Genomic DNA, 17,837 nt, shown 5'->3' on the forward strand with positions numbered 1-17,837 from the left:
CCCTGACTCTCCGCATAACCCAAAAAGCACTGATTTCAGTGCTTTTTGGGTTATAGATATATACGTTCGAATACCATTACATAATGTGTGCATAAATCATATCCTCTGATTGCTTCTAATGTATTCCTTCAATGCTGTTTCATTGTCATTTAATCCTGCTTGAAAAGCATTTTGTACTTTACTGTTTACTAATCTTTCAAGCATCGTACGGAAAAGCCGTGATACTTTCCACCGTGGTTTCTACCTAAAGCTTCACTGTCGAATCGCAAATACCAAGCCCAGGCATCTATATCGTCAAAGGCTGTGCTGCTCCAAAATAATAGCGTGCCATTGCTTGAAGGAATAAATCCGCTTTTACCACGAAAACTGCTGTATAAAGCGACGAATCCACTTGAATTTGTTGCACCAGTGTTTGGGCCGGACCAAAATTCCGTACCGGTTGCTTTCATTTTTCCACCCGCTACCGTTTCGCCACCAAGAAATTCTGCCAATATCGACCATTCTTTATCTGTTGGTATGTGCCAACCTTTAGGGGATAGTTTACCGGTATTTATTACGTGCCAATTATACAAAGCGCCTGTAGTTTCCTTATTAAACTTATCATCATTATACCAGCAATATCCTGGTGAATTTAGCTCATGCCAAGCCTCAGCCGTATCAACTATAAATGGAATTTCAGTCCCATCGTTGTATTTGGTGGTTTTTAAGTTTTCCACCATCCATACTTGTGTTCCAATGGATATTGTGTGATAAATATTGCCATCAATATCAGTAACTATTTCTGTGTTCATGTCTATTATTTTTTGATTGCTGTATGCAAATGTATCTCTAAAAACGGTGTACTTTTGATACCAATATCCTAAAGGATACCAAAACGGTTTGTTATGAAAGGAATGACAGAAGAACAGGCATTGAAATATTTACAAGACACCTTGTTTGTCGTAGGCGGAAAGTGGAAGCTCCCAATACTCAGAGCAATACACAGTGGGAGTTATCGCTTTCGGGATATACAGCGAAGTTTGCCTTTAATTACAACCAGGGTTTTGTCAAAAGAATTAAAACATCTTGAAGAGAACAAGTTAGTAGTCAGGACGGTTTATCAAGCACCGCTTGCGGTAGAGTATAAAGTGCCCCACTATATGCATTCCCTATTGCCTGTTATTAAAGAAATGATTTTATGGGGTAAAAACCACAGAAAGAAAGTTAGTGAGCAATGATCCCCGGTTGCATCAATTAAATGACGCCCTGAATTTCAACGGTGAAAGCCTGGTCTTTGTCTTAAACAACTTGCTGAACGACTGCGAATGTTCAAAGCCCAATTCATAGGCAATTTGACTAACCGACAAATCCGTAGTCGATAATTTTTCCTTGGCCTTTTCAATGAATTTGTCATGAATTCAACGGTCGGTAAGCCTTTGTAAACAAGATCATCACTATTAAAGTCTTGCTGAGGCCATGCAAAAATTTGTTGCGCTGGCGGGTCTCAATTTTAAAGACAAGGAGCCCGATGCGGAGTTCCCGAAGCCAACACCTCAACGAACTGCCGATCTTGCTTTCTTTCTTCAACACGATGCACCTGCCGTCCGGAAATACCGGCTTAACCCCGTTGAATTACAACAAGTGGCAGATAAGATTTTTTTAGCGGCCGGTGCTACGTCCGGAGAAAACTTAGCCCATCAATGTACTATAAGTACTGCTGAATTTTTAAGGAAAGAAATAACAATATTTCCCGGAGGACACAACGGCTTCATAACACATCCAAAGGCTTTTGCGATGTTGCTGGCAACCTTTCTCCTGTCCAAACCACAAGGTATTGATACAAATGCAAATGGTTAAAAAACACCCTCATATTGTCGCAATTGCACCTCACCTGTATACCTTGTCCTCGTTAACTTTGAACAATAATCAAACAAAAACAAATAAAATGAGAAAGATCAGAATTTTCGAACACATCTCGCTGGATGGCGTGATAGAACATGATGGAGACTACACCTATGGCGCCTGGACTACACCCTATCGAAGCCCTGCCGGGGCGGCGATGCTCTTTGAGGCATACGGGCCGAATTTTGACCTGATACTTGGCCGCCACACCTATGATATATTTAGTGGCTTTTGGCCTAATGCCGGAGATTTCCCTATGGCAAATGCTATAAACGCTGCAACGAAATACATCGCCACGCACAGGCCCGATAGCCTGGAATGGGGACCGGTGCAGCATTTGGGTGAGGACATTACAGCGGCGATTCGCGATCTCAAGTCAACGGAAGGCCGCGACCTGATCGTTGTGGGAAGTTCGACGTTAACCTCTTTGCTGCTCGACCAGGGACTGGCTGACGAAGTTGTGCTCATTACCTACCCGGTTTTGCTCGGCCGGGGTAAACGCTTATTGGCTGACAGTATTGACGCCCGGGAACTTGCTTTTGTTGACTCGAAAGCTACACCCACCGGTTTGCTTGTCAACACTTATAAGCACGTTGGATCGCTGAAGAAATAATCTTTGCCGGGATGGCACGGCTAATTCATTCATATCCGTATGATGGGTGAGTATATGAGGCCATTAAGATCGCCTTATCTCATACTTATTCTTTGATCACTGTCTGCCAGCGCACATACGCCGTTCGATATTGAACAATAATTTATATAAGAATTTACAGGTATTGCTCACAATCAATAGTTTATAAATTTGGCGCACAAATAGCAATTGTTGATCAACCAGTTAGCAATAATCTAATGAGATATCTTATCGTCCTGACATTTTGCGCTATCATATTTGCCGGCAAGGCCTCAGGTCAGGCCACTGAAGTTTCGCCGGTGAATGCTGCCATTACCAATAGCATCGACAGTCTCGTACAAACGCTGATCACCAATAAACAAGCAGCGGGCTTTATGCTGGGCATAGAAAATGATCACCAGCAGCCTTTTGTAAAAGCATACGGCATTGCGGATCTTACCACCGGAAAACCAGTGAACGTGGCAAGTGAATTCCGCATTGCATCGATCACTAAACCGTTTACGGCCGTTGCATTGATGACCCTTGTCGAGCAAGGTAAAGTAGGTTTGTACGATAAGCTCTCAAAGTATTTCAAAGATTACCCGAAAGGTGATAGTATCACCATTTACCAGCTACTGTCGCATACATCCGGTATTCCGAACTGGTGGGAAGGCGAAACGCCCGCCAATACGCCAGGTAACTTTCCTATGTGTAAAAATCCGCACTTGTACCTGCAGGCTATGAAGAAACCATTTCTTTTCGAGCCTGGCACAAAACATTCCTATTCCAATTCAGGATATGTGCTACTTGGAGAAATCATTGAGCAGGTGAGCGGACTTCCCTATATGGACTATCTAAAGGCACATGTATTAAGCAAAGCAGGAATGCACCAGACCTTATGGGACGAGGGCCATGACCTGGACGATACCTGGGCAAAGGGTTATCAGAAAATAAATGATACCACCTTTAAGGAACCGACCAACTATACAATGCCATATACGGCAGGCTCGCTTCGAAGTACTGCTGCAGATCTGATCAAATTCCTGGATGCGCTTTATGGCGGCAAGATCATCAAAAAGAGCAGCCTTCAGAAAATGACAACGTATGCCCTTACAAGTAGTGGCAAACCTGTTGATGAGGCCATGTTCTTTCCCAATAACTTTGTGCCGCCGCCACCACCTGCTTACCTGAAACGATATGGTTACGGCCTTGGGTTTACATTGACTGAGATATATGGTACGCCTATAGTTTGGCATACCGGCGGTATTGCAGGTTTTAATTCGATTATGTTGTACATCCCGAAAAGCAAAACGAAAATCATCCTGCTGGCAAATACTGAAAATGGCGTAATCCCGATATGGGAACAGTTGCAGCAATTGATGGTAAGGTATCAGTAAATAAGCGACGGTATCGTTTTATCGAATGGAGCCGGTCTTTTCAATCATACTAACCTCTTCGTGGGCACATACTCATGACTGTTTCCGCATGCTTTGCCTGATCTTTTCCCTGTGTTGTCCTCCCCAGGCACTTAGTTCGCCTATCAGGTTTTTTAAAGTCCGGCTATAGTCAGTCGCTTCATAAACAATGCTAACCGGCGTGGTCGGATATACATTGCGCCTGACAAAGTCGTTCAATTCCAGATCTTTTAGCTCTTTAGCCAGTATCCTGGAAGAAATACCAGGGATTTCATGCTGAATTTCATTAAAGCGCTTTGATGATTGCACCAGGCAAAGAATCAAAGCCAGCTTCCATTTCCCATTAATAACAGACAGTGCATCAAGGACGTTTTTGAGCGATCCTGCACATGCGTCGTTGTCTGGAAGGGGCTCATTTATAATCATCTCCATGGATACAAATGTAATTACATTACCTAAATGTAACCGCTTCCCTTTGGGTAAGTAGTGCCATTTGACCACCTGGTAAACATAATTTTGCCTTTGATAATTCGAACGAAAGAATTGTTTCACCATTGACACAAAAAGATATCGGTGATTAATGAATTTAAAGTTGATAATTATTAAACAGGTAAATTTTTATGAAACGTATCCTTCATTTAATATCAAGTCTGCAAGAGAACGGATCGCACAGCATTCAGCTGGGTCGCGCTATCGTCGAAAAAATTCAGGAAAAGTATCCGGGCAGTGTAGCTGAAGAATTAAACCTGGTCAATATCGAAATTCCACATCTTACTCCTGCTGTCCTTCGTACATTCTTTATTCCAGGAGAGCAGCTAACGGAAGAAGAAAAAGAATCCGTCCGTTTTTCTGATGAGATGGTTAAACAATTATTGGCTGCAGACATCATTGTGATAGGTGCACCGCTTTATAACTTCACTATTCATACCGCGTTAAAAGCCTGGATTGATCATATAACCAGGGCCGGGATCACTTTTGGGTATGGTGAAAATGGTCCTGTTGGAATGGTAGCAGGAAAAAAAGTGTATGTCGCAATGTCTTCCGGAGGCATTTACTCAGAGGGGCCAGGCAAAGCCAACGACTTTGTAGCTCCTTATCTGAATGCTTTCCTTGGTTTTTTAGGCATGACAGATCTGACGATATTCCGGGCTGAAGGGCTAAAAGTACCGGGAGTGAAGGAGTTTGCTATGCAGAAAGCAATTAACAGTATAGCAATTGATTAAAATCTTCTTTTAATAACAGGTAGTTAGTTTATTGTCCTCTGGAAAAATAAGCCAAATCACATCTTCCAAAATGATATTTGCATTTGAAAAGAATAACAGGAAAGAAATTGTTTGATAATAATGGCTTATTTTTCAGGACGAAAAAGAATTTATGAAGAAGATAGGATTTTTATCGTTTGGGCATTGGTCTAACCACCCAGCCTATAAGACCCGTACGGCGAGTGACACGTTGCTTCAATCTATTGATTTGGCTGTTGCCGCAGAGGAAATTGGTTTAGATGGCGCCTATTTTCGTGTGCATCATTTTGCAGCGCAGCTGGCATCCCCATTTCCATTGCTTTCGGCTATCGGCGCCAAAACAAGCAAGATAGAGATTGGAACGGGTGTAATTGACATGCGGTATGAAAATCCACTGTATATGGTGGAAGATGCCGGCGCGGCCGATTTGATCTCGGAGGGTCGATTGCAATTGGGTATCAGCAGAGGTTCGCCGGAACAGGTAATAGATGGGTGGCGCTATTTTGGATATGAACTGGCCGAAGGAGAAACTGACGCAGATATGGGACGCCGCAAAGCGTTGGAATTCCTGGATAAGCTGAAAGGTGTTGGATTTGCCCGGCCTAATCCGAACCCGATGTTTCCGAATCCGCCGGGCCTGTTGCGCCTGGAGCCACACTCGGAAGGGTTGCGGGAACGCATTTGGTGGGGAGCCGCTTCTAATGCTACTGCTGTTTGGGCAGCCGAGAATGGCATGTACCTTCAAAGTTCTACCTTGAAGTACGATGAAAGCGGCAAGCCTTTCCACATACAACAGGCCGAGCAGATCAGGCTGTACAAAGATGCCTGGAAAAAAGCCGGGCACCAGCGCGAACCGAGGGTTTCGGTGAGCCGGTCTATTTTCGCATTGGTGAACGATCAGGATCGCTATTTCTTTGGGCAGGAAACCAACCGGGTCGATAAAATAGGAATGATTGAACCGGAGAAGCGCGCCATTTTCGGAAGAAGTTATGCGGCGGAGCCGGATCAACTCATAAAGGAGTTAGCGGAGGATGAGGCAATTCAGGAGGCAGATACGATTCTGTTGACAATACCCAATACATTAGGAGTTGATTACAATGTACATGTACTGTCCTCTATTTTAAAGCATGTGGCTCCCGGATTGGGGTGGCGTTAAATTTTAATCGACGGAGAATACCGGGAGTGTCTGTCAGATACTCCCGGTATATATCACCCTTCGGCATCCAGTAACTCGCTTTGCCTGTCTTTTACAAGCTGTGAGTGCTTCAGTCCCCATTCATCCATCACTACTAAAACAGGAAGAATACTTTCGCCGAAAGCCGTCAATTTATATTCCGATTTTTTAGGATAAACTTTTTCCGAACACTTTTCAACAACACCATAAAAAAGCAATTCGGCTATTTGCATTTCGATAACCCGTAGTGATGCTTCCCCTATATACCTGTTGATGTCAGCGGGCCGGTTGATGCCCTTACTGATCGCATCTAAAATGCAACACTTCCATTTACCACCAAACACCTTACCCGCAATCCGTAATCCGCAGTCCAAATCTTCTTCTATCTTTTTTGTATACATAAGTATTGTGTTTCGAGTTACAAATTTACGCCCTTAATTACTTAAAAAGGAGATCATGTATACCGAATCTTTTTTCGGTTATTGTTTAGAAAACGTTTGTCAGGGAAATTTGCCATGAAGATAAAACGTTTAAAATGAATAAGAATAAAAATACATCCACAGCAGACAGGACTTTTCAACTTAATAAAACAGATTTTTTACCGGTACTGATTTTCGCTGCTATATTTTTTATGACCTGGTTGTTTATGCATGGAGTTAACCATTTTTTAGCATTAACCCCCGAAGCATTAGGAAAATATTATGATTTCAAATGGATAATCATTGCGCATATTACCGCAGGTGGAGGTACATTGATTTTTGGGATAATACAATTTTGGAAAAAACTCAGAACATTCAGTTGGCAACTGCACCGTATTGTCGGTTTCATATACCTGTTGGCAGTATTAGTGAGCAGTACCTGTGCCTTAATATTAGCATTTACTACAACGTACGAGGTAAGTTGGGCAGTTGCATTTACCTTACAAATTTGGGCAGGTGTCTGGTTATCCGCTACCATCATAGCTTATTACATGGTTGTAAAAAAACGGTTTAAGCTACATCACGAGTGGATGGTAAGAAGCTATATCATTACCTTGGGGTTTCTGATATCAGGATTTGCCTTGAAAATCCATTTCATACAAGAGCTCGGAAAAATAGAAGACATACAAAGTCCCCTATTTTGGATGGGCTGGTCGGTACCTTTATTCATTTATGAAATTATAAAAAGCAGCAAAACAAGCCATTAATAATCCATTTTTTAAGACCCGATTTTTGCCACTTCTAGCCCACGAAATTTTCTTTTAGCCCCGAGATGCCACGAAGATTTAGCATATGTCCCGATTTATTTTTTCCCGACGAGCAGGAATTATGATAAATTATTTTTAAATTTCGTGTTAACCGTAACACTTATTGATATAGATGATACATCCCAGGGTGACAGGACTTTTATGACAGATTTCGCCATCAATTGTCTTGAGACACTAAACCCTGATCCCAGCCTGCCCGTAAGTGTTCTCGAATTTATAAAGACGATGATCCTGTTTCTATCCGGGGTAGATGATTACGTAAAGGACCGTTACCTGTAGATCATGATTGATTTCTTCAAAGGATGCCAGGTGGAGCATGCGATCGACCGGTGGTTATTACCCTACGATCAATATCTCGAGAACAGAAGGAACGTGATTTTTTTGAGAATGTATACGTATGCACTATGGATAGTGGAGGACAGGTTTGGGCGTAAGGAATTCGATTTGACATTCGATATACTGCGTGATATTGATGAATGTGGCGTATTAATGAATGATCACCTTTCTGTCTGGAAAGAAATAGAAGACGAAGATCCGGGAAACTGGATTATTATAAGATGCCGGAAAACCGGGGAAGCATTCAGAGATGTTTATGCAGCGCAATTTGGGCAAACGCTGGACAAAACATATGATTTAATCAATAAGCTTCATATAATCGACCTGGTACATCGCACGGATATCGGGAAAAACCTGCTCCATTTCGTTGCCGGGATATATATTTGGAACAAGTACAGCAAACGGTATCAGGTCAGATACAGTTAAGCTTATTCAATAAAAGAACCTAAGTATGAACCACAAAGAAAGAATGCTGGCCGGCCTGCCTTACAAGGCATGGATGGACGGACTGGCAGAAGAGCAGCTGGAGAATAAAATGAAGATCTATCACTTCAATCAATGCCCGCCGCATGAAACCAAAAAAATAGAACAATACATCAGAAGTATTCTTGGAAAGGCTGGTAAAAACATATTGGTGCTGGCTCCATTTCACTGCGACTATGGTAAGCATATTGAGGTAGGGGATAACTTTGTAGCCAACTATAACTGCGTGATCCTGGATGTGGCAAAAGTGCGTATTGGCGATAACGTTATGTTTGGTCCCAATGTTTCCCTGTTCACTGCAGGGCATCCTGTACATCCCGATTCAAGAAACTCCGGTTATGAATATGGAATCGGTATCACGATTGGCAACAACGTGTGGATTGGCGGGCATACCGTCGTGAATCCCGGTGTTAATATCGGCAACAATGCGGTAATAGGATCGGGTAGTGTTGTTACCAAAGATATTCCCGATAACGTTGTTGCAGTGGGAAACCCCTGCCGGGTGGTGCGCACCATTACAGAAGAAGACAGGCACTTTTATTATAAAGACAGGAAATTTGATGTGGCGGATTATTGACTGAAACCTGCCGGCCACCTGGAAAAAACAGGTGGCCGGCAGGAATATGATCAATAGCTTACTTTGTAATGATTTCTATCTTCCCTCCTTGTTTAAACAGGTCGTGCGGCACAATGTATCCTTTGTGCTCTCTGCCATTTACTTTAATGGCAGTTAAGTTCCGGCCTTTGCCCGGTTTGGATATAGTCAGCAACTTGCCGTTGCTGGTTCTCCACTTTACTTCATCAAACAGCGGAACGGTAACAAGGTATTCCGGATCGGTAGCGGAAAAGGTGTAGAGCCCTAATGCACTGAATACATACCACGACGACATTTCACCGGCATCATCCATTCCACAAAGCGCAAGTCCCTCATCGCCGATGCCGTATAAAGTATTTAAAATAGTGTCGATGATCTTTTGTGATTTTTCAGGTTTTCCGATAAAATAGTATGCAAACGGCGCTTCATGATCGGGCTGATTGCCGTGGCAATACTGGCCTATCATCGTTTCTACATTTCTTGCAATGTAACTGGGGTTCCAGGGCACGGTAAACAGGGAATCCAGTTTGGATTCAAATCCTTTGGCGCCGCCATACAGGGCTATCAGGCCGGGCATATCATGCGGTGCAAAGAAAGACACCTGCCATGCGTTGGCCTCGCGGTACATGTATTCATAATAAGGGTACTGTGGATTGAAATTTTTAATCCATTCTCCATTTTCCAGTTTCCCCCTCATAAAGCGGGTAGACGGATCAAACATGTTTTTGTAGTTCTTTGACCTTGCCATCAGCATGTTGTAGTTAGCCGTGTCGCCGAGTTTTTTGGCAATCTGCGCTACTGAGTAGTCGTCGTAGGAGTATTCCAGCGTTTTGGATACGCCTGCTTTTCCTTTCGTTTCTACGTGCGGGTTAGTTACATCAGGATCGCTGATGAATCCCTTTTCCATATATTCTTTGATGAATGGCCGCGCTCCGCCTTCAACGGTGGCGTTTTTCAGCAGTATCTGGTAGGCGCCTTTGATATCGAAATCATCGATGCCTCTCAGGTAAGCCCCTGCAATAGAGGAGGAGCCGTGATCGCCGTGAAAAAAGGTAGGTATAAACCCGGTTTTATCTCCCACATCTTTCATAGATTTAATAACATCCAGCGTTACCTGCGGGGAGATCAATCCCAGCAGCACATCTTTATTCCGGTAAGTATCCCACAACGAAGGCTCGGTATAATAGTTGAAATCAGCTTTGGCCACCTGCTGTTTTGCATCAGTATACTGCCCGTTTACATCGCTGCGCAGGGCGGGCCACAGAAAGGAGCGGTACAGGCAGGAGTACAACATTTCCTTTTGTTTGGTGGTGCCGCCTTTTACCTGGATAGACGATAGGAGCGTTTCCCACTTTTGGGTAGCTTCTTTCCGGATATCATTATAAGATTTGTGGCCGATTTCTTTCTCCAGGTTTTCCCTGGCGTTTTCCGTACTTACAAACGATATTCCTATTTTCAGTTCCACCGGACCTGTGCTGCCGTTGGCTAAATGAACCATGGCAAAGCCATTGCTTTTGCCTTCTTCCTTCTTTTCCAGTTGCTCAATATTGGTGTTGAGGACTGCATAGAAGTAGATCCTGCCGCCTGCCTGCTGGTAGCCCTGCAACGCGGAAGCCCCTACCTGCTCAATGTTCCAGCCGTTTACTTTATTATTGGCCCTGGCAAGGTCAAAAAGGATTTGCCGGTTCGTGTTATTTTTATATTCATACCGGTGGTATCCGCATCTTAGGGTGGAAGTAAGACTTACATTCACATCATAATCATCCAGGTACACCTGGTAGAATCCGGGTGCAGCACTTTCCTTTTTATGGGAGAAGTGAGAGCCGAATTTCTCACCGGGATTTGAAACCGGCAGCACGGGTATATTACAGAGGTTCCAGTGACCTTTATTGGTATGGGCAAAACCGTAAATCACGGAGTCTTCATACTCATAGCCCGCGCCGGAGCCATATTCCGTCATAGGACTTAACTGCACCATTGCGTTGGGCAAAGAGCTGCCAGGAAAGGTGAGTCCGGCCCATGATCTCCAGCCGTCCGGCAATTTATAGCCAAGGATTTTAGGGTCCGTCATGGGTGCAGTGCCGATGAAAGTATTTACATATTTTGTATAGGTTTGACTGCTACCTGTAAAGGAAGTAAAAAGTATTAACAGTAAGCTGCTTAAATGATGGATCGTGTGTTTTCTCATTCGGATGTGTTTATTATTATTGTTCGCCGGTGTACCTGATATCAAAGAAGCTGAATGCAGCATTTTCATCCGGGGTGCCCTGGAAGTTCAGTCCCGGCCGCGGGCTGCGGTCCCACGGTGGGAGAAACCCTATAGGGTATGCTGTTTTACCCGGCGTAAGCTCTTCCCAGTTTGCCTGTTGTTTCCAATAAACCTTACAGGTAAAATCAGGTAGCATCGCCATTTTCAGGTGTACCGGCTTACCGGTATCCGTGATTTTTTGTTCGCCCAGCACATTTCTTTTTCCATCCTTCACTACCCAGAACTCCACTTTATCCTGGCGAACAGCAATGCCAACAGCGGCAGATACATCTCCATAAATAATTAATCCTTTGCTGGCCTTATTACTATTCAATACGGCGGTACTGATTTCATAAGCGGCTGCATAAGGCCTGAGGGTGAGCGCTATGCCGGCCGTATGGTGGCTGTTGTATAACCCCGACACCTGCAATTGCGCTCCTGTTTGCCGGAATACCGGCTTCATATTTCTAAAATCCCACTGCCAGAAAATTTTCCCTGTTGGTTTGGCAAAGTTATAATGAAGATGAATGTTCTCTTTGCTTTTCGGTTCTACCGGAACGGGCTTCAGCTCCGGCCATTGGTTTGGTTTCCACGACAATGCTGAAATTAATGCTTCCCTGCCGGTAAACACATTGCTCGCTTTGTTATAGGCATGGTAGATATAGAAGTCGTTGCCGGCGGTATCCTTTACAAAGGTGCCATGTCCGGGGCATTTCCAGGCGCCATTGTCAGACAGCACAGGATTGTTGGTATCTTCTTCATATGGTCCGGTGATAGCGGTTGCGCGGGCTACATTCACCAGGTAGCTGCAGGATACGCCACAACAGTTACCTGCGGAGTAAAAGAGGTAATAGTAGTTACCTTTTTTTATAATGCTTTGTCCTTCCATGCCTGAACGGGCATTATCTTTCAACAGGCTGAAGGGATTGCCCGTCAGCGAAAGCCCGTCGTCGGAGAGTTTACTTCCGAGGATCTCAATCGGTCTGTCATCCAGGCCGTAGGCTTTCCAGGTGATGTATAATTGGCCGTTGTCGTTGTACACAAATGCGTCAATTGCCTCTTTGCCGTATTCGATGATGATACCATGATCTTTGAAGCCATGATCGGGGTATGCGGAGGTGGCCACGCCTATGCAGGAAACGCCATCCGTTTTTCTTTTAGCCGTATAATAAACGTAATAGGTATTGTGGTGATAGAAGTATTCGGGCGCCCAGAAGGACGAGGAGGTCCAGGAGGGAGCTTTGTCAAATAAGAAACCTGTTTGTTCCCATTGCTGCAGGTTATTTGACCGGAAGATGGGAAAATGCGGTCCCCATTCGCTGGAGGTGCCGATAGCATAAAAGCTGTTGCCCTTCCGGATAATGGAAGGATCTGCAAAGTCGCCCGGGATGTTTGCCCGCACCTGCTGGGCCATTGAAGGACGAACACCCCCCAGAAGGATGGAAATAGCCAGTGCAAGAAGTTTAAATCTCATCTGTATGATCATTTATGGATAGCCGGATAAGGTGGATTGGAAACCCGGTGGGAACAAAAATAGAAGGTTATGTGGATGTTTTTTCGTTAAAACATCTCATTCCTTCCTTGTAAAGTCTCATTGTAGGGTTAAAACTTATCCTGGGTATGCCTGAAAACGGGCGGACAGTTAAAAAAAACGTGTGAGTATTTCAAACCAGGCGGCAGTGGTCAAAAAGCCCACCAGGATGCTGATACCGATAATTAAGTTTATCACCCTGGTGTTCAGCCTGAACTGTTCGGCTATTACGCCGGAGGTGACCAATGTAGGCATCGCCGCCTCAAAAATACTGATCCGGGCGATGTCGCTCCGTTCTTTAAACAACAGGGCTGCTACCAGGACCAACGCAGGGGCCAGCAAAAGCTTGTACAACAGCACCACCGATACCTGGGAAATCTCTTTTCTCCAGCCATTAAATTTTAACTGGAGGCCGATGGAAAATAATGCCAGCGGCGCTACGGTGGCCGCCAGTTTATCGAAGAATGGCTCCGCTATAGAAAGGTCGGTTAACCTGCTGAGTAAAAGTGCCAGCACACAACCAAGGAATGGAGGAAAGGTCAGGAGCTTTTTAAGGAGAAAGCGGGCGCTCACGGAAGTGTTATTGGCGCCGCCTTTCAGGGCAGTAATAATACCGAAGGTAGATAAGATCAGGAACGTCATCTGGTCACAGATGATAGCGATGCTTATAAATTGCTCGCCAAAATAGGCGATAATCAACGGAAAGCCAATGAAGGAGGTATTACTGTACCCACCTGCCAGTTCCAGTGTAGCACGGGTGCGTTTTGAATACTGTTTATGACGGCAGTAAATATGCATGAAGCACCAGCTCCCCGCCACCACCACCACGGCGCTTACCACCGGCAGGATCATGGCGGGCGACCAGACTACCTTGGGCAGGTATTTGAAAGATACTGCGGGTAAGGCGATGTATAATATCCAGGTGTTGATTCCTTTATGCGCATCCGGATGAATGATGCGGGCAGCCTTCATGATCATACCAGCCGTGATACAGACTGCTATCATTATAAAATTCATCATAATACCAGCAAAGCTAGTAATCAGAAAGAAGGGTTAATTGTACTTTCTGGTAGTACCATAGTACTTTTTTGCAGCCGGATTAAACGCCTTTTGCTCTGAAGGCAGCGGGGGTAACATGGGTGTTCTTTTTAAAAAAGCGGTTAAAATAGGAAGGATCTGCAAAACCAAGACTATAACTGATCTCTTTAATAGTAAGGGGGGAAGATGTCAGCAGGATTTTACTTTCCGTGAGAAGTCTTTCCTGCAGCAGGTCGTGGACGGTATAGCCTAATTTGGTTTTCACTATCCGGTTGAGATTCCTGGATTGCAGGTTCAGCGCATCTGCATAAAATGAAACCGGCTTTCCTTTTTTAAAGTGTTGCTCAATCAGCAGGGTGAGGTTACGTATCAACTGTTTGGAGCTGTTTTTATTTTTTAGTTCCAGCGTATGCTTTTGTTCGTGCAGTTTATTTCCTGCCAGCAGCAACAGGGATACAAAGTGAATAAGCATATGAAAGTTTTTCGGCGACTTTAACAGCTCTTTTTGAATCATTGCGGTGATATGTTCATAAAGTACCGCGGTGTCCTCATCCAGGTCCACAAAGGGTTCGTGGCCGCCTTGCTGCATCATGCCGTTTAATTCTTCCTGCGGATGAAAACGGGTGAACAGTTTATAGATTGGTTCATCAAAGATGAGCATCCAGCCGTCGCGCTCAAAATCATTCATTTTATGCACCTGCCCGGGATGAAAGAAAAACACCCTGTTGGTCAGCATCTGGTGTTCCTGTCCGTCGATCATTTGGGTGCCATGCCCTTTAGTGATCCACATGATCATGTAATGATCGTGCCGGTGCGCTACCGTAGATAGCTCATGTACATATTGGTTCATGCTGATCAGGTGAACCGGATTGGTTTCCAGCAATTCCTGCCGCGGAATAAAATCTTTCATAGTCCGGTTCAAATTTACAATATACCCGCATTTTTATTTGCGGTAATGATAAAAGATGCCGGTATCGAAGATAGTCCACCTGCAGGCTTTTTGCCCGCAGCTTTTCAGGCCGTTATTGGCCCAGGTATTACAGGTATAGAAGAGATGATAGCTGCCTTTGGCTTCATAAAAGGCATCGTTCCTGTCGTAGTTGGCATTGGTGGCAATGTACACCGGCATTTCGCCGGCAGGGGTGCGGAAGCTGTTGCTGATGTAGTGAACCAGCCGTGCATACTGCTCTTTGTTCACCATGATCCTGCGGCAACTTTCATCTTCGCTGATGTTGCGGTAGTAGGTGGCATGGATCGCGGCGGTGCTAAGACTAAATGCTGCCTTAAAAGCGGTGCTGGCTTTGAGGTCAGCCCACGTAGGGGTTTCCAGGTAAAAGCCTTTGTCGCCCCAGCCAAAGGCCAGCCATTGTGCGGTGGTGTCTTTGCCAGTGGTATTGCTGAAGGGGATGCGTGTGCTCCAGTCTATTTGTGCGGTGCGTACCGGTAATACCAGGTCGGTGTGTACTCCGTTGGTAAGGATATAAATAGCGATATCCGCATCGGACACTATTTCCCTGTTGGTGCTCATGCGTGAAAGCGTATAGGCGGCCAACAGGTAAATGCTGATTAGCAGCACCAGGGCTGAAAGGGAATAACCGGTAATTTTTAACATCTTCTTCAATAATATCCATTTAGTTCAGGGTTACAAATTAGCTTATTTTATTATTTTTGCCGGGAATCAGTTTTTTTAACCCTGGTTGTTGATATTGCTATGTTCCCATTTTGGAGTGACTATTATTATCTAGTTATTATTCTGCAGATTATATGTGTGGTGCATGTGCTGAAATCGGGGAGGAGCAGGGAGTGGTTATTTTTTATCCTGTTTATCCCGGTGATAGGCGTGGTGGTTTATTTTATCCGCGAAATATTGCCGGATATTACCAATGGCAGTTTCGGGGAGAACCTGTTACGTACTTTATGGCCAAACGGACGTATCCGGGAGTGGGAGAAGCGGGTACGTATATCCGATACAGTTACCAACAAAATGCAGCTGGCAGATGCTTATGCGCAGCAAAAGCAATACGATAAAGCCATTGCGCTGACGCAGGAGTGTGCCAACACTTTTACCAAAGATCCTGGTATTATCCTGCAACTGGCGCGGCTTCAATTCCTGAACGGGCAGTATGCGGCAAGTATTGTAAGCTTTGATAAAATGAATACTTTCAAGGGCGTACGGATGAGCAAGGCGGAAGATGAGCTGATGTATGCGCGGGCGCTGGAGCAAACAATGGAAACCGCCAGGGCCGAAGAGGAGTACCAGAAAATAATCCGGGTGCATCATTCACTGGAGGCGATGTATTATTATGGGTTGCTGCTGAAGAAACAGGGCCGGACAAGCGAAGCACGGGCACAATTTCAAAAAACGGGACAGGAAATAGATCTGCATCCCCGCTATGTGAGGCGAACGATCCGCAAGTGGGTATGGTTATCAAAAAAAGAATTGGCTACATTATAAAGAAAAGGCTCCGGTGGATACCGGAGCCTTTGTCTTAACGCTATAAATTACGGCCCTTTAGGAGAGGGCACCTTAAACACAAATCAGTTTTAAAGTACGTAGTAAGCGGGTGTTTCCTCCTGCTCTTCCGGTGTGTTGTCCTGTTCGTGCAACATCTGCCGGAGATCTTTTTCAATTTTCCGGGCAATGGTAGTTACCGGTGTATCTGTAGGTTTATTTTCAAACGGATCCTGCAGGTTGATCGCCATTTTTTCGATCAGCAGGAACGATGACGCAATGGCTACCACGAGTGGTATTTCCATAAAGCCGAGGACATCTATTAAGGCAAACGGCAATAACAGTATAAAGAAGATCACGGTGAAATGGGTGTAAAGACTGTAGGTAGCCGGAAACACGGTATTTTTAATACGTTCACATTTACCCATTGCGTCGCAGAGCCTGGTCAGCGTCTGGTCCAGGGCAATTTGCTGGTATTGGTTTATCCAACCCTGTTCCATTGCATGTTTCAGGTCTTTTGCATGTAAAAGCAACAAGGCAGCCGGCACATTATCATATCTCATCACATAGTTTAATTCCCTTCTTGATAATAATCTGTCTACACCTTTGAGCGGATCAGTCTTACGTAACGATTGTCCCAAACTATAGCACCATGCTGCCTGTCGCTTTATAAAGCGCTCCTGGAAAAGCGTGAGGTCGTCCGATTGATACGTAGTATCCATCAGGCTTAGTACCTGTCTTGTCAGTGAGCGTGAATCATTTACAATCGCGCCCCATATGGTTCTGGCTTCCCACCAGCGGTCGTAAGCCTGGTTGGAGCGGAATGCGAGTAATAATGACAACACCGTTCCCAGCACCATTGGTACAGCTATAGGAATAACCAGGTTGGTGAAATCATATTGGTAGTAAAGAATATTAATAGCCAGCGAATAAACGGTTACCAGCAGGATCTCTATCTTTATCTTACCAAAAACATAATTTAAGGGGATATTATTTTTCAGTAACATAACCTTGCTTTTTTATTCTGTTGCCAGCAATAGTGCTGAGATGGTAGACTTGTCTGCCACATATTTCCGTTTCTGGAGTTGAATTTTCATCTTTGGATAATTGCATTTGCTGATCAGTTTCTGCGGATCATAGCTTCTTTTGGAAGGCGCATTAAATTCATGATCGGCAGGTTGAATGATCAGGTCGATGTTTTGGGCCAGCAGGAAATTGCGTAATGCCGCACGGGTGTTGCCATGGAAGAATTCAATCTTCAACTGGTTAATGGCAGATGAATATTTGTTACGGATTATTTCACACCCATCCTGGAAGTCGGACGAGATGAGTTCCAGATGCCTGCTGTTGCGGGTGTAAGTCATCAGGTCAAACAAAGAGTCCGGCATTTCCAGTGCGTGCATTAATATGATGTTTACCTGCTCGCCTGGGTGTTGCGCTACAATGTTATGGACATAACTGAGTGAGCGGATAGAGAAATCTGTGGGTATGAGTATATTTTTCATATCTGGTAGCTTTTATAACAACAAAATTATTGTTGTGAAATAAGTAACCAGTAAGAGCAGCGTTAAAAGATAGTAAGAATGT

The 17,837-nt window shown here is 44.5% G+C and carries 20 protein-coding genes and 1 pseudogene; 10 read left to right on the plus strand and 11 right to left on the minus strand.

Features of this window, described 5'->3' with window-relative positions; translation table 11 throughout:
• Positions 1-188: 188 nt before the first annotated feature.
• Positions 189-791, minus strand: a complete 603-nt coding sequence (locus QFZ48_RS20410; protein ID WP_429063384.1) for a fibrobacter succinogenes major paralogous domain-containing protein — start codon at positions 789-791, stop codon at positions 189-191.
• Between the two features lie 93 nt (positions 792-884).
• On the opposite strand from QFZ48_RS20410, the gene QFZ48_RS20415 reads away from it, so the two are divergent.
• Complete coding sequence (locus QFZ48_RS20415; RefSeq protein WP_429050251.1) at positions 885-1,217, plus strand: winged helix-turn-helix transcriptional regulator; 333 nt, start codon at positions 885-887, stop codon at positions 1,215-1,217.
• A 12-nt stretch (positions 1,218-1,229) separates the two neighbouring features.
• Here QFZ48_RS20415 and QFZ48_RS20420 read toward each other — a convergent pair.
• Positions 1,230-1,397: pseudogene (locus QFZ48_RS20420) on the minus strand (helix-turn-helix domain-containing protein); the annotation flags it as partial.
• Between the two features lie 58 nt (positions 1,398-1,455).
• On the opposite strand from QFZ48_RS20420, the gene QFZ48_RS20425 reads away from it, so the two are divergent.
• The 3 genes from QFZ48_RS20425 to QFZ48_RS20435 all read left to right on the plus strand — a co-directional run bounded on the left by QFZ48_RS20425 (position 1,456) and on the right by QFZ48_RS20435 (position 3,888).
• Positions 1,456-1,836, plus strand: coding sequence for a hypothetical protein (locus QFZ48_RS20425; RefSeq protein ID WP_429050250.1), 381 nt, complete (start codon positions 1,456-1,458; stop codon positions 1,834-1,836).
• An 88-nt stretch (positions 1,837-1,924) separates the two neighbouring features.
• Positions 1,925-2,494: a dihydrofolate reductase family protein gene (locus QFZ48_RS20430; RefSeq protein ID WP_429050248.1), complete on the plus strand. Its 570-nt coding sequence runs from the start codon at positions 1,925-1,927 to the stop codon at positions 2,492-2,494.
• Positions 2,495-2,730: 236 nt separating this feature from the next.
• Positions 2,731-3,888, plus strand: coding sequence for a serine hydrolase domain-containing protein (locus QFZ48_RS20435; protein WP_429063385.1), 1,158 nt, complete (start codon positions 2,731-2,733; stop codon positions 3,886-3,888).
• 72 nt (positions 3,889-3,960) lie between these two features.
• Here the strand turns inward: QFZ48_RS20435 and QFZ48_RS20440 are convergent, their stop codons facing one another.
• Complete coding sequence (locus QFZ48_RS20440) at positions 3,961-4,338, minus strand: winged helix-turn-helix transcriptional regulator (protein ID WP_370907815.1); 378 nt, start codon at positions 4,336-4,338, stop codon at positions 3,961-3,963.
• A gap of 188 nt (positions 4,339-4,526) precedes the next feature.
• On the opposite strand from QFZ48_RS20440, the gene QFZ48_RS20445 reads away from it, so the two are divergent.
• A complete protein-coding gene (locus tag QFZ48_RS20445) occupies positions 4,527-5,129 on the plus strand; it encodes an FMN-dependent NADH-azoreductase (RefSeq protein ID WP_429050246.1) in 603 nt (200 codons plus the stop codon).
• Between the two features lie 151 nt (positions 5,130-5,280).
• Entirely contained in the window at positions 5,281-6,303 is a 1,023-nt protein-coding gene (locus QFZ48_RS20450) for an LLM class flavin-dependent oxidoreductase (protein WP_370907813.1), read from the plus strand.
• Between the two features lie 53 nt (positions 6,304-6,356).
• On the opposite strand, the gene QFZ48_RS20455 is transcribed toward QFZ48_RS20450, so the two are convergent.
• Positions 6,357-6,722 (minus strand): winged helix-turn-helix transcriptional regulator, encoded by a 366-nt coding sequence (locus QFZ48_RS20455; RefSeq protein ID WP_370907812.1) that lies wholly within the window; start codon positions 6,720-6,722, stop codon positions 6,357-6,359.
• 134 nt (positions 6,723-6,856) lie between these two features.
• Here QFZ48_RS20455 and QFZ48_RS20460 point away from each other — a divergent pair, with 134 nt between their 5' ends.
• The 3 genes from QFZ48_RS20460 (at position 6,857) to QFZ48_RS20470 (ending at position 8,963) form a co-directional block, all read left to right on the plus strand.
• Positions 6,857-7,507, plus strand: coding sequence for a DUF2306 domain-containing protein (locus QFZ48_RS20460; protein WP_429063386.1), 651 nt, complete (start codon positions 6,857-6,859; stop codon positions 7,505-7,507).
• Positions 7,508-7,849: 342 nt separating this feature from the next.
• Positions 7,850-8,329: a hypothetical protein gene (locus QFZ48_RS20465; protein WP_429063387.1), complete on the plus strand. Its 480-nt coding sequence runs from the start codon at positions 7,850-7,852 to the stop codon at positions 8,327-8,329.
• 25 nt (positions 8,330-8,354) lie between these two features.
• Positions 8,355-8,963 carry a sugar O-acetyltransferase gene (locus QFZ48_RS20470; RefSeq protein ID WP_429050243.1) on the plus strand — a complete coding sequence of 203 codons (609 nt, stop codon included), beginning with the start codon at positions 8,355-8,357 and terminating at the stop codon, positions 8,961-8,963.
• Between the two features lie 58 nt (positions 8,964-9,021).
• Here QFZ48_RS20470 and QFZ48_RS20475 read toward each other — a convergent pair whose 3' ends face one another.
• The 5 genes from QFZ48_RS20475 to QFZ48_RS20495 form a co-directional block, all read right to left on the minus strand.
• Positions 9,022-11,169 carry a GH92 family glycosyl hydrolase gene (locus tag QFZ48_RS20475; protein ID WP_429063388.1) on the minus strand — a complete coding sequence of 716 codons (2,148 nt, stop codon included), beginning with the start codon at positions 11,167-11,169 and terminating at the stop codon, positions 9,022-9,024.
• Positions 11,170-11,185: 16 nt separating this feature from the next.
• Positions 11,186-12,703 carry a glycoside hydrolase family 43 protein gene (locus QFZ48_RS20480; protein ID WP_429063389.1) on the minus strand — a complete coding sequence of 506 codons (1,518 nt, stop codon included), beginning with the start codon at positions 12,701-12,703 and terminating at the stop codon, positions 11,186-11,188.
• A gap of 168 nt (positions 12,704-12,871) precedes the next feature.
• Positions 12,872-13,780, minus strand: coding sequence for an AEC family transporter (locus tag QFZ48_RS20485; protein WP_429063390.1), 909 nt, complete (start codon positions 13,778-13,780; stop codon positions 12,872-12,874).
• Between the two features lie 79 nt (positions 13,781-13,859).
• Positions 13,860-14,708 (minus strand): AraC family transcriptional regulator, encoded by an 849-nt coding sequence (locus QFZ48_RS20490; protein WP_429063391.1) that lies wholly within the window; start codon positions 14,706-14,708, stop codon positions 13,860-13,862.
• A 33-nt stretch (positions 14,709-14,741) separates the two neighbouring features.
• Positions 14,742-15,410 carry a TIGR02117 family protein gene (locus QFZ48_RS20495; protein ID WP_429065515.1) on the minus strand — a complete coding sequence of 223 codons (669 nt, stop codon included), beginning with the start codon at positions 15,408-15,410 and terminating at the stop codon, positions 14,742-14,744.
• Positions 15,411-15,566: 156 nt separating this feature from the next.
• Between QFZ48_RS20495 and QFZ48_RS20500 the strand changes: the two genes are divergently transcribed.
• Positions 15,567-16,253 (plus strand): tetratricopeptide repeat protein, encoded by a 687-nt coding sequence (locus tag QFZ48_RS20500; RefSeq protein WP_429063392.1) that lies wholly within the window; start codon positions 15,567-15,569, stop codon positions 16,251-16,253.
• A gap of 89 nt (positions 16,254-16,342) precedes the next feature.
• Here QFZ48_RS20500 and QFZ48_RS20505 read toward each other — a convergent pair whose 3' ends face one another.
• Entirely contained in the window at positions 16,343-17,257 is a 915-nt protein-coding gene (locus QFZ48_RS20505) for a bestrophin family protein (RefSeq protein WP_429050234.1), read from the minus strand.
• A 12-nt stretch (positions 17,258-17,269) separates the two neighbouring features.
• Positions 17,270-17,755: a hypothetical protein gene (locus QFZ48_RS20510; RefSeq protein WP_370907803.1), complete on the minus strand. Its 486-nt coding sequence runs from the start codon at positions 17,753-17,755 to the stop codon at positions 17,270-17,272.
• Positions 17,756-17,837: the final 82 nt, after the last annotated feature.

It is taken from the genome of Chitinophaga sp. W2I13 (assembly GCF_050434005.1).
Lineage (GTDB): Bacteria > Bacteroidota > Bacteroidia > Chitinophagales > Chitinophagaceae > Chitinophaga.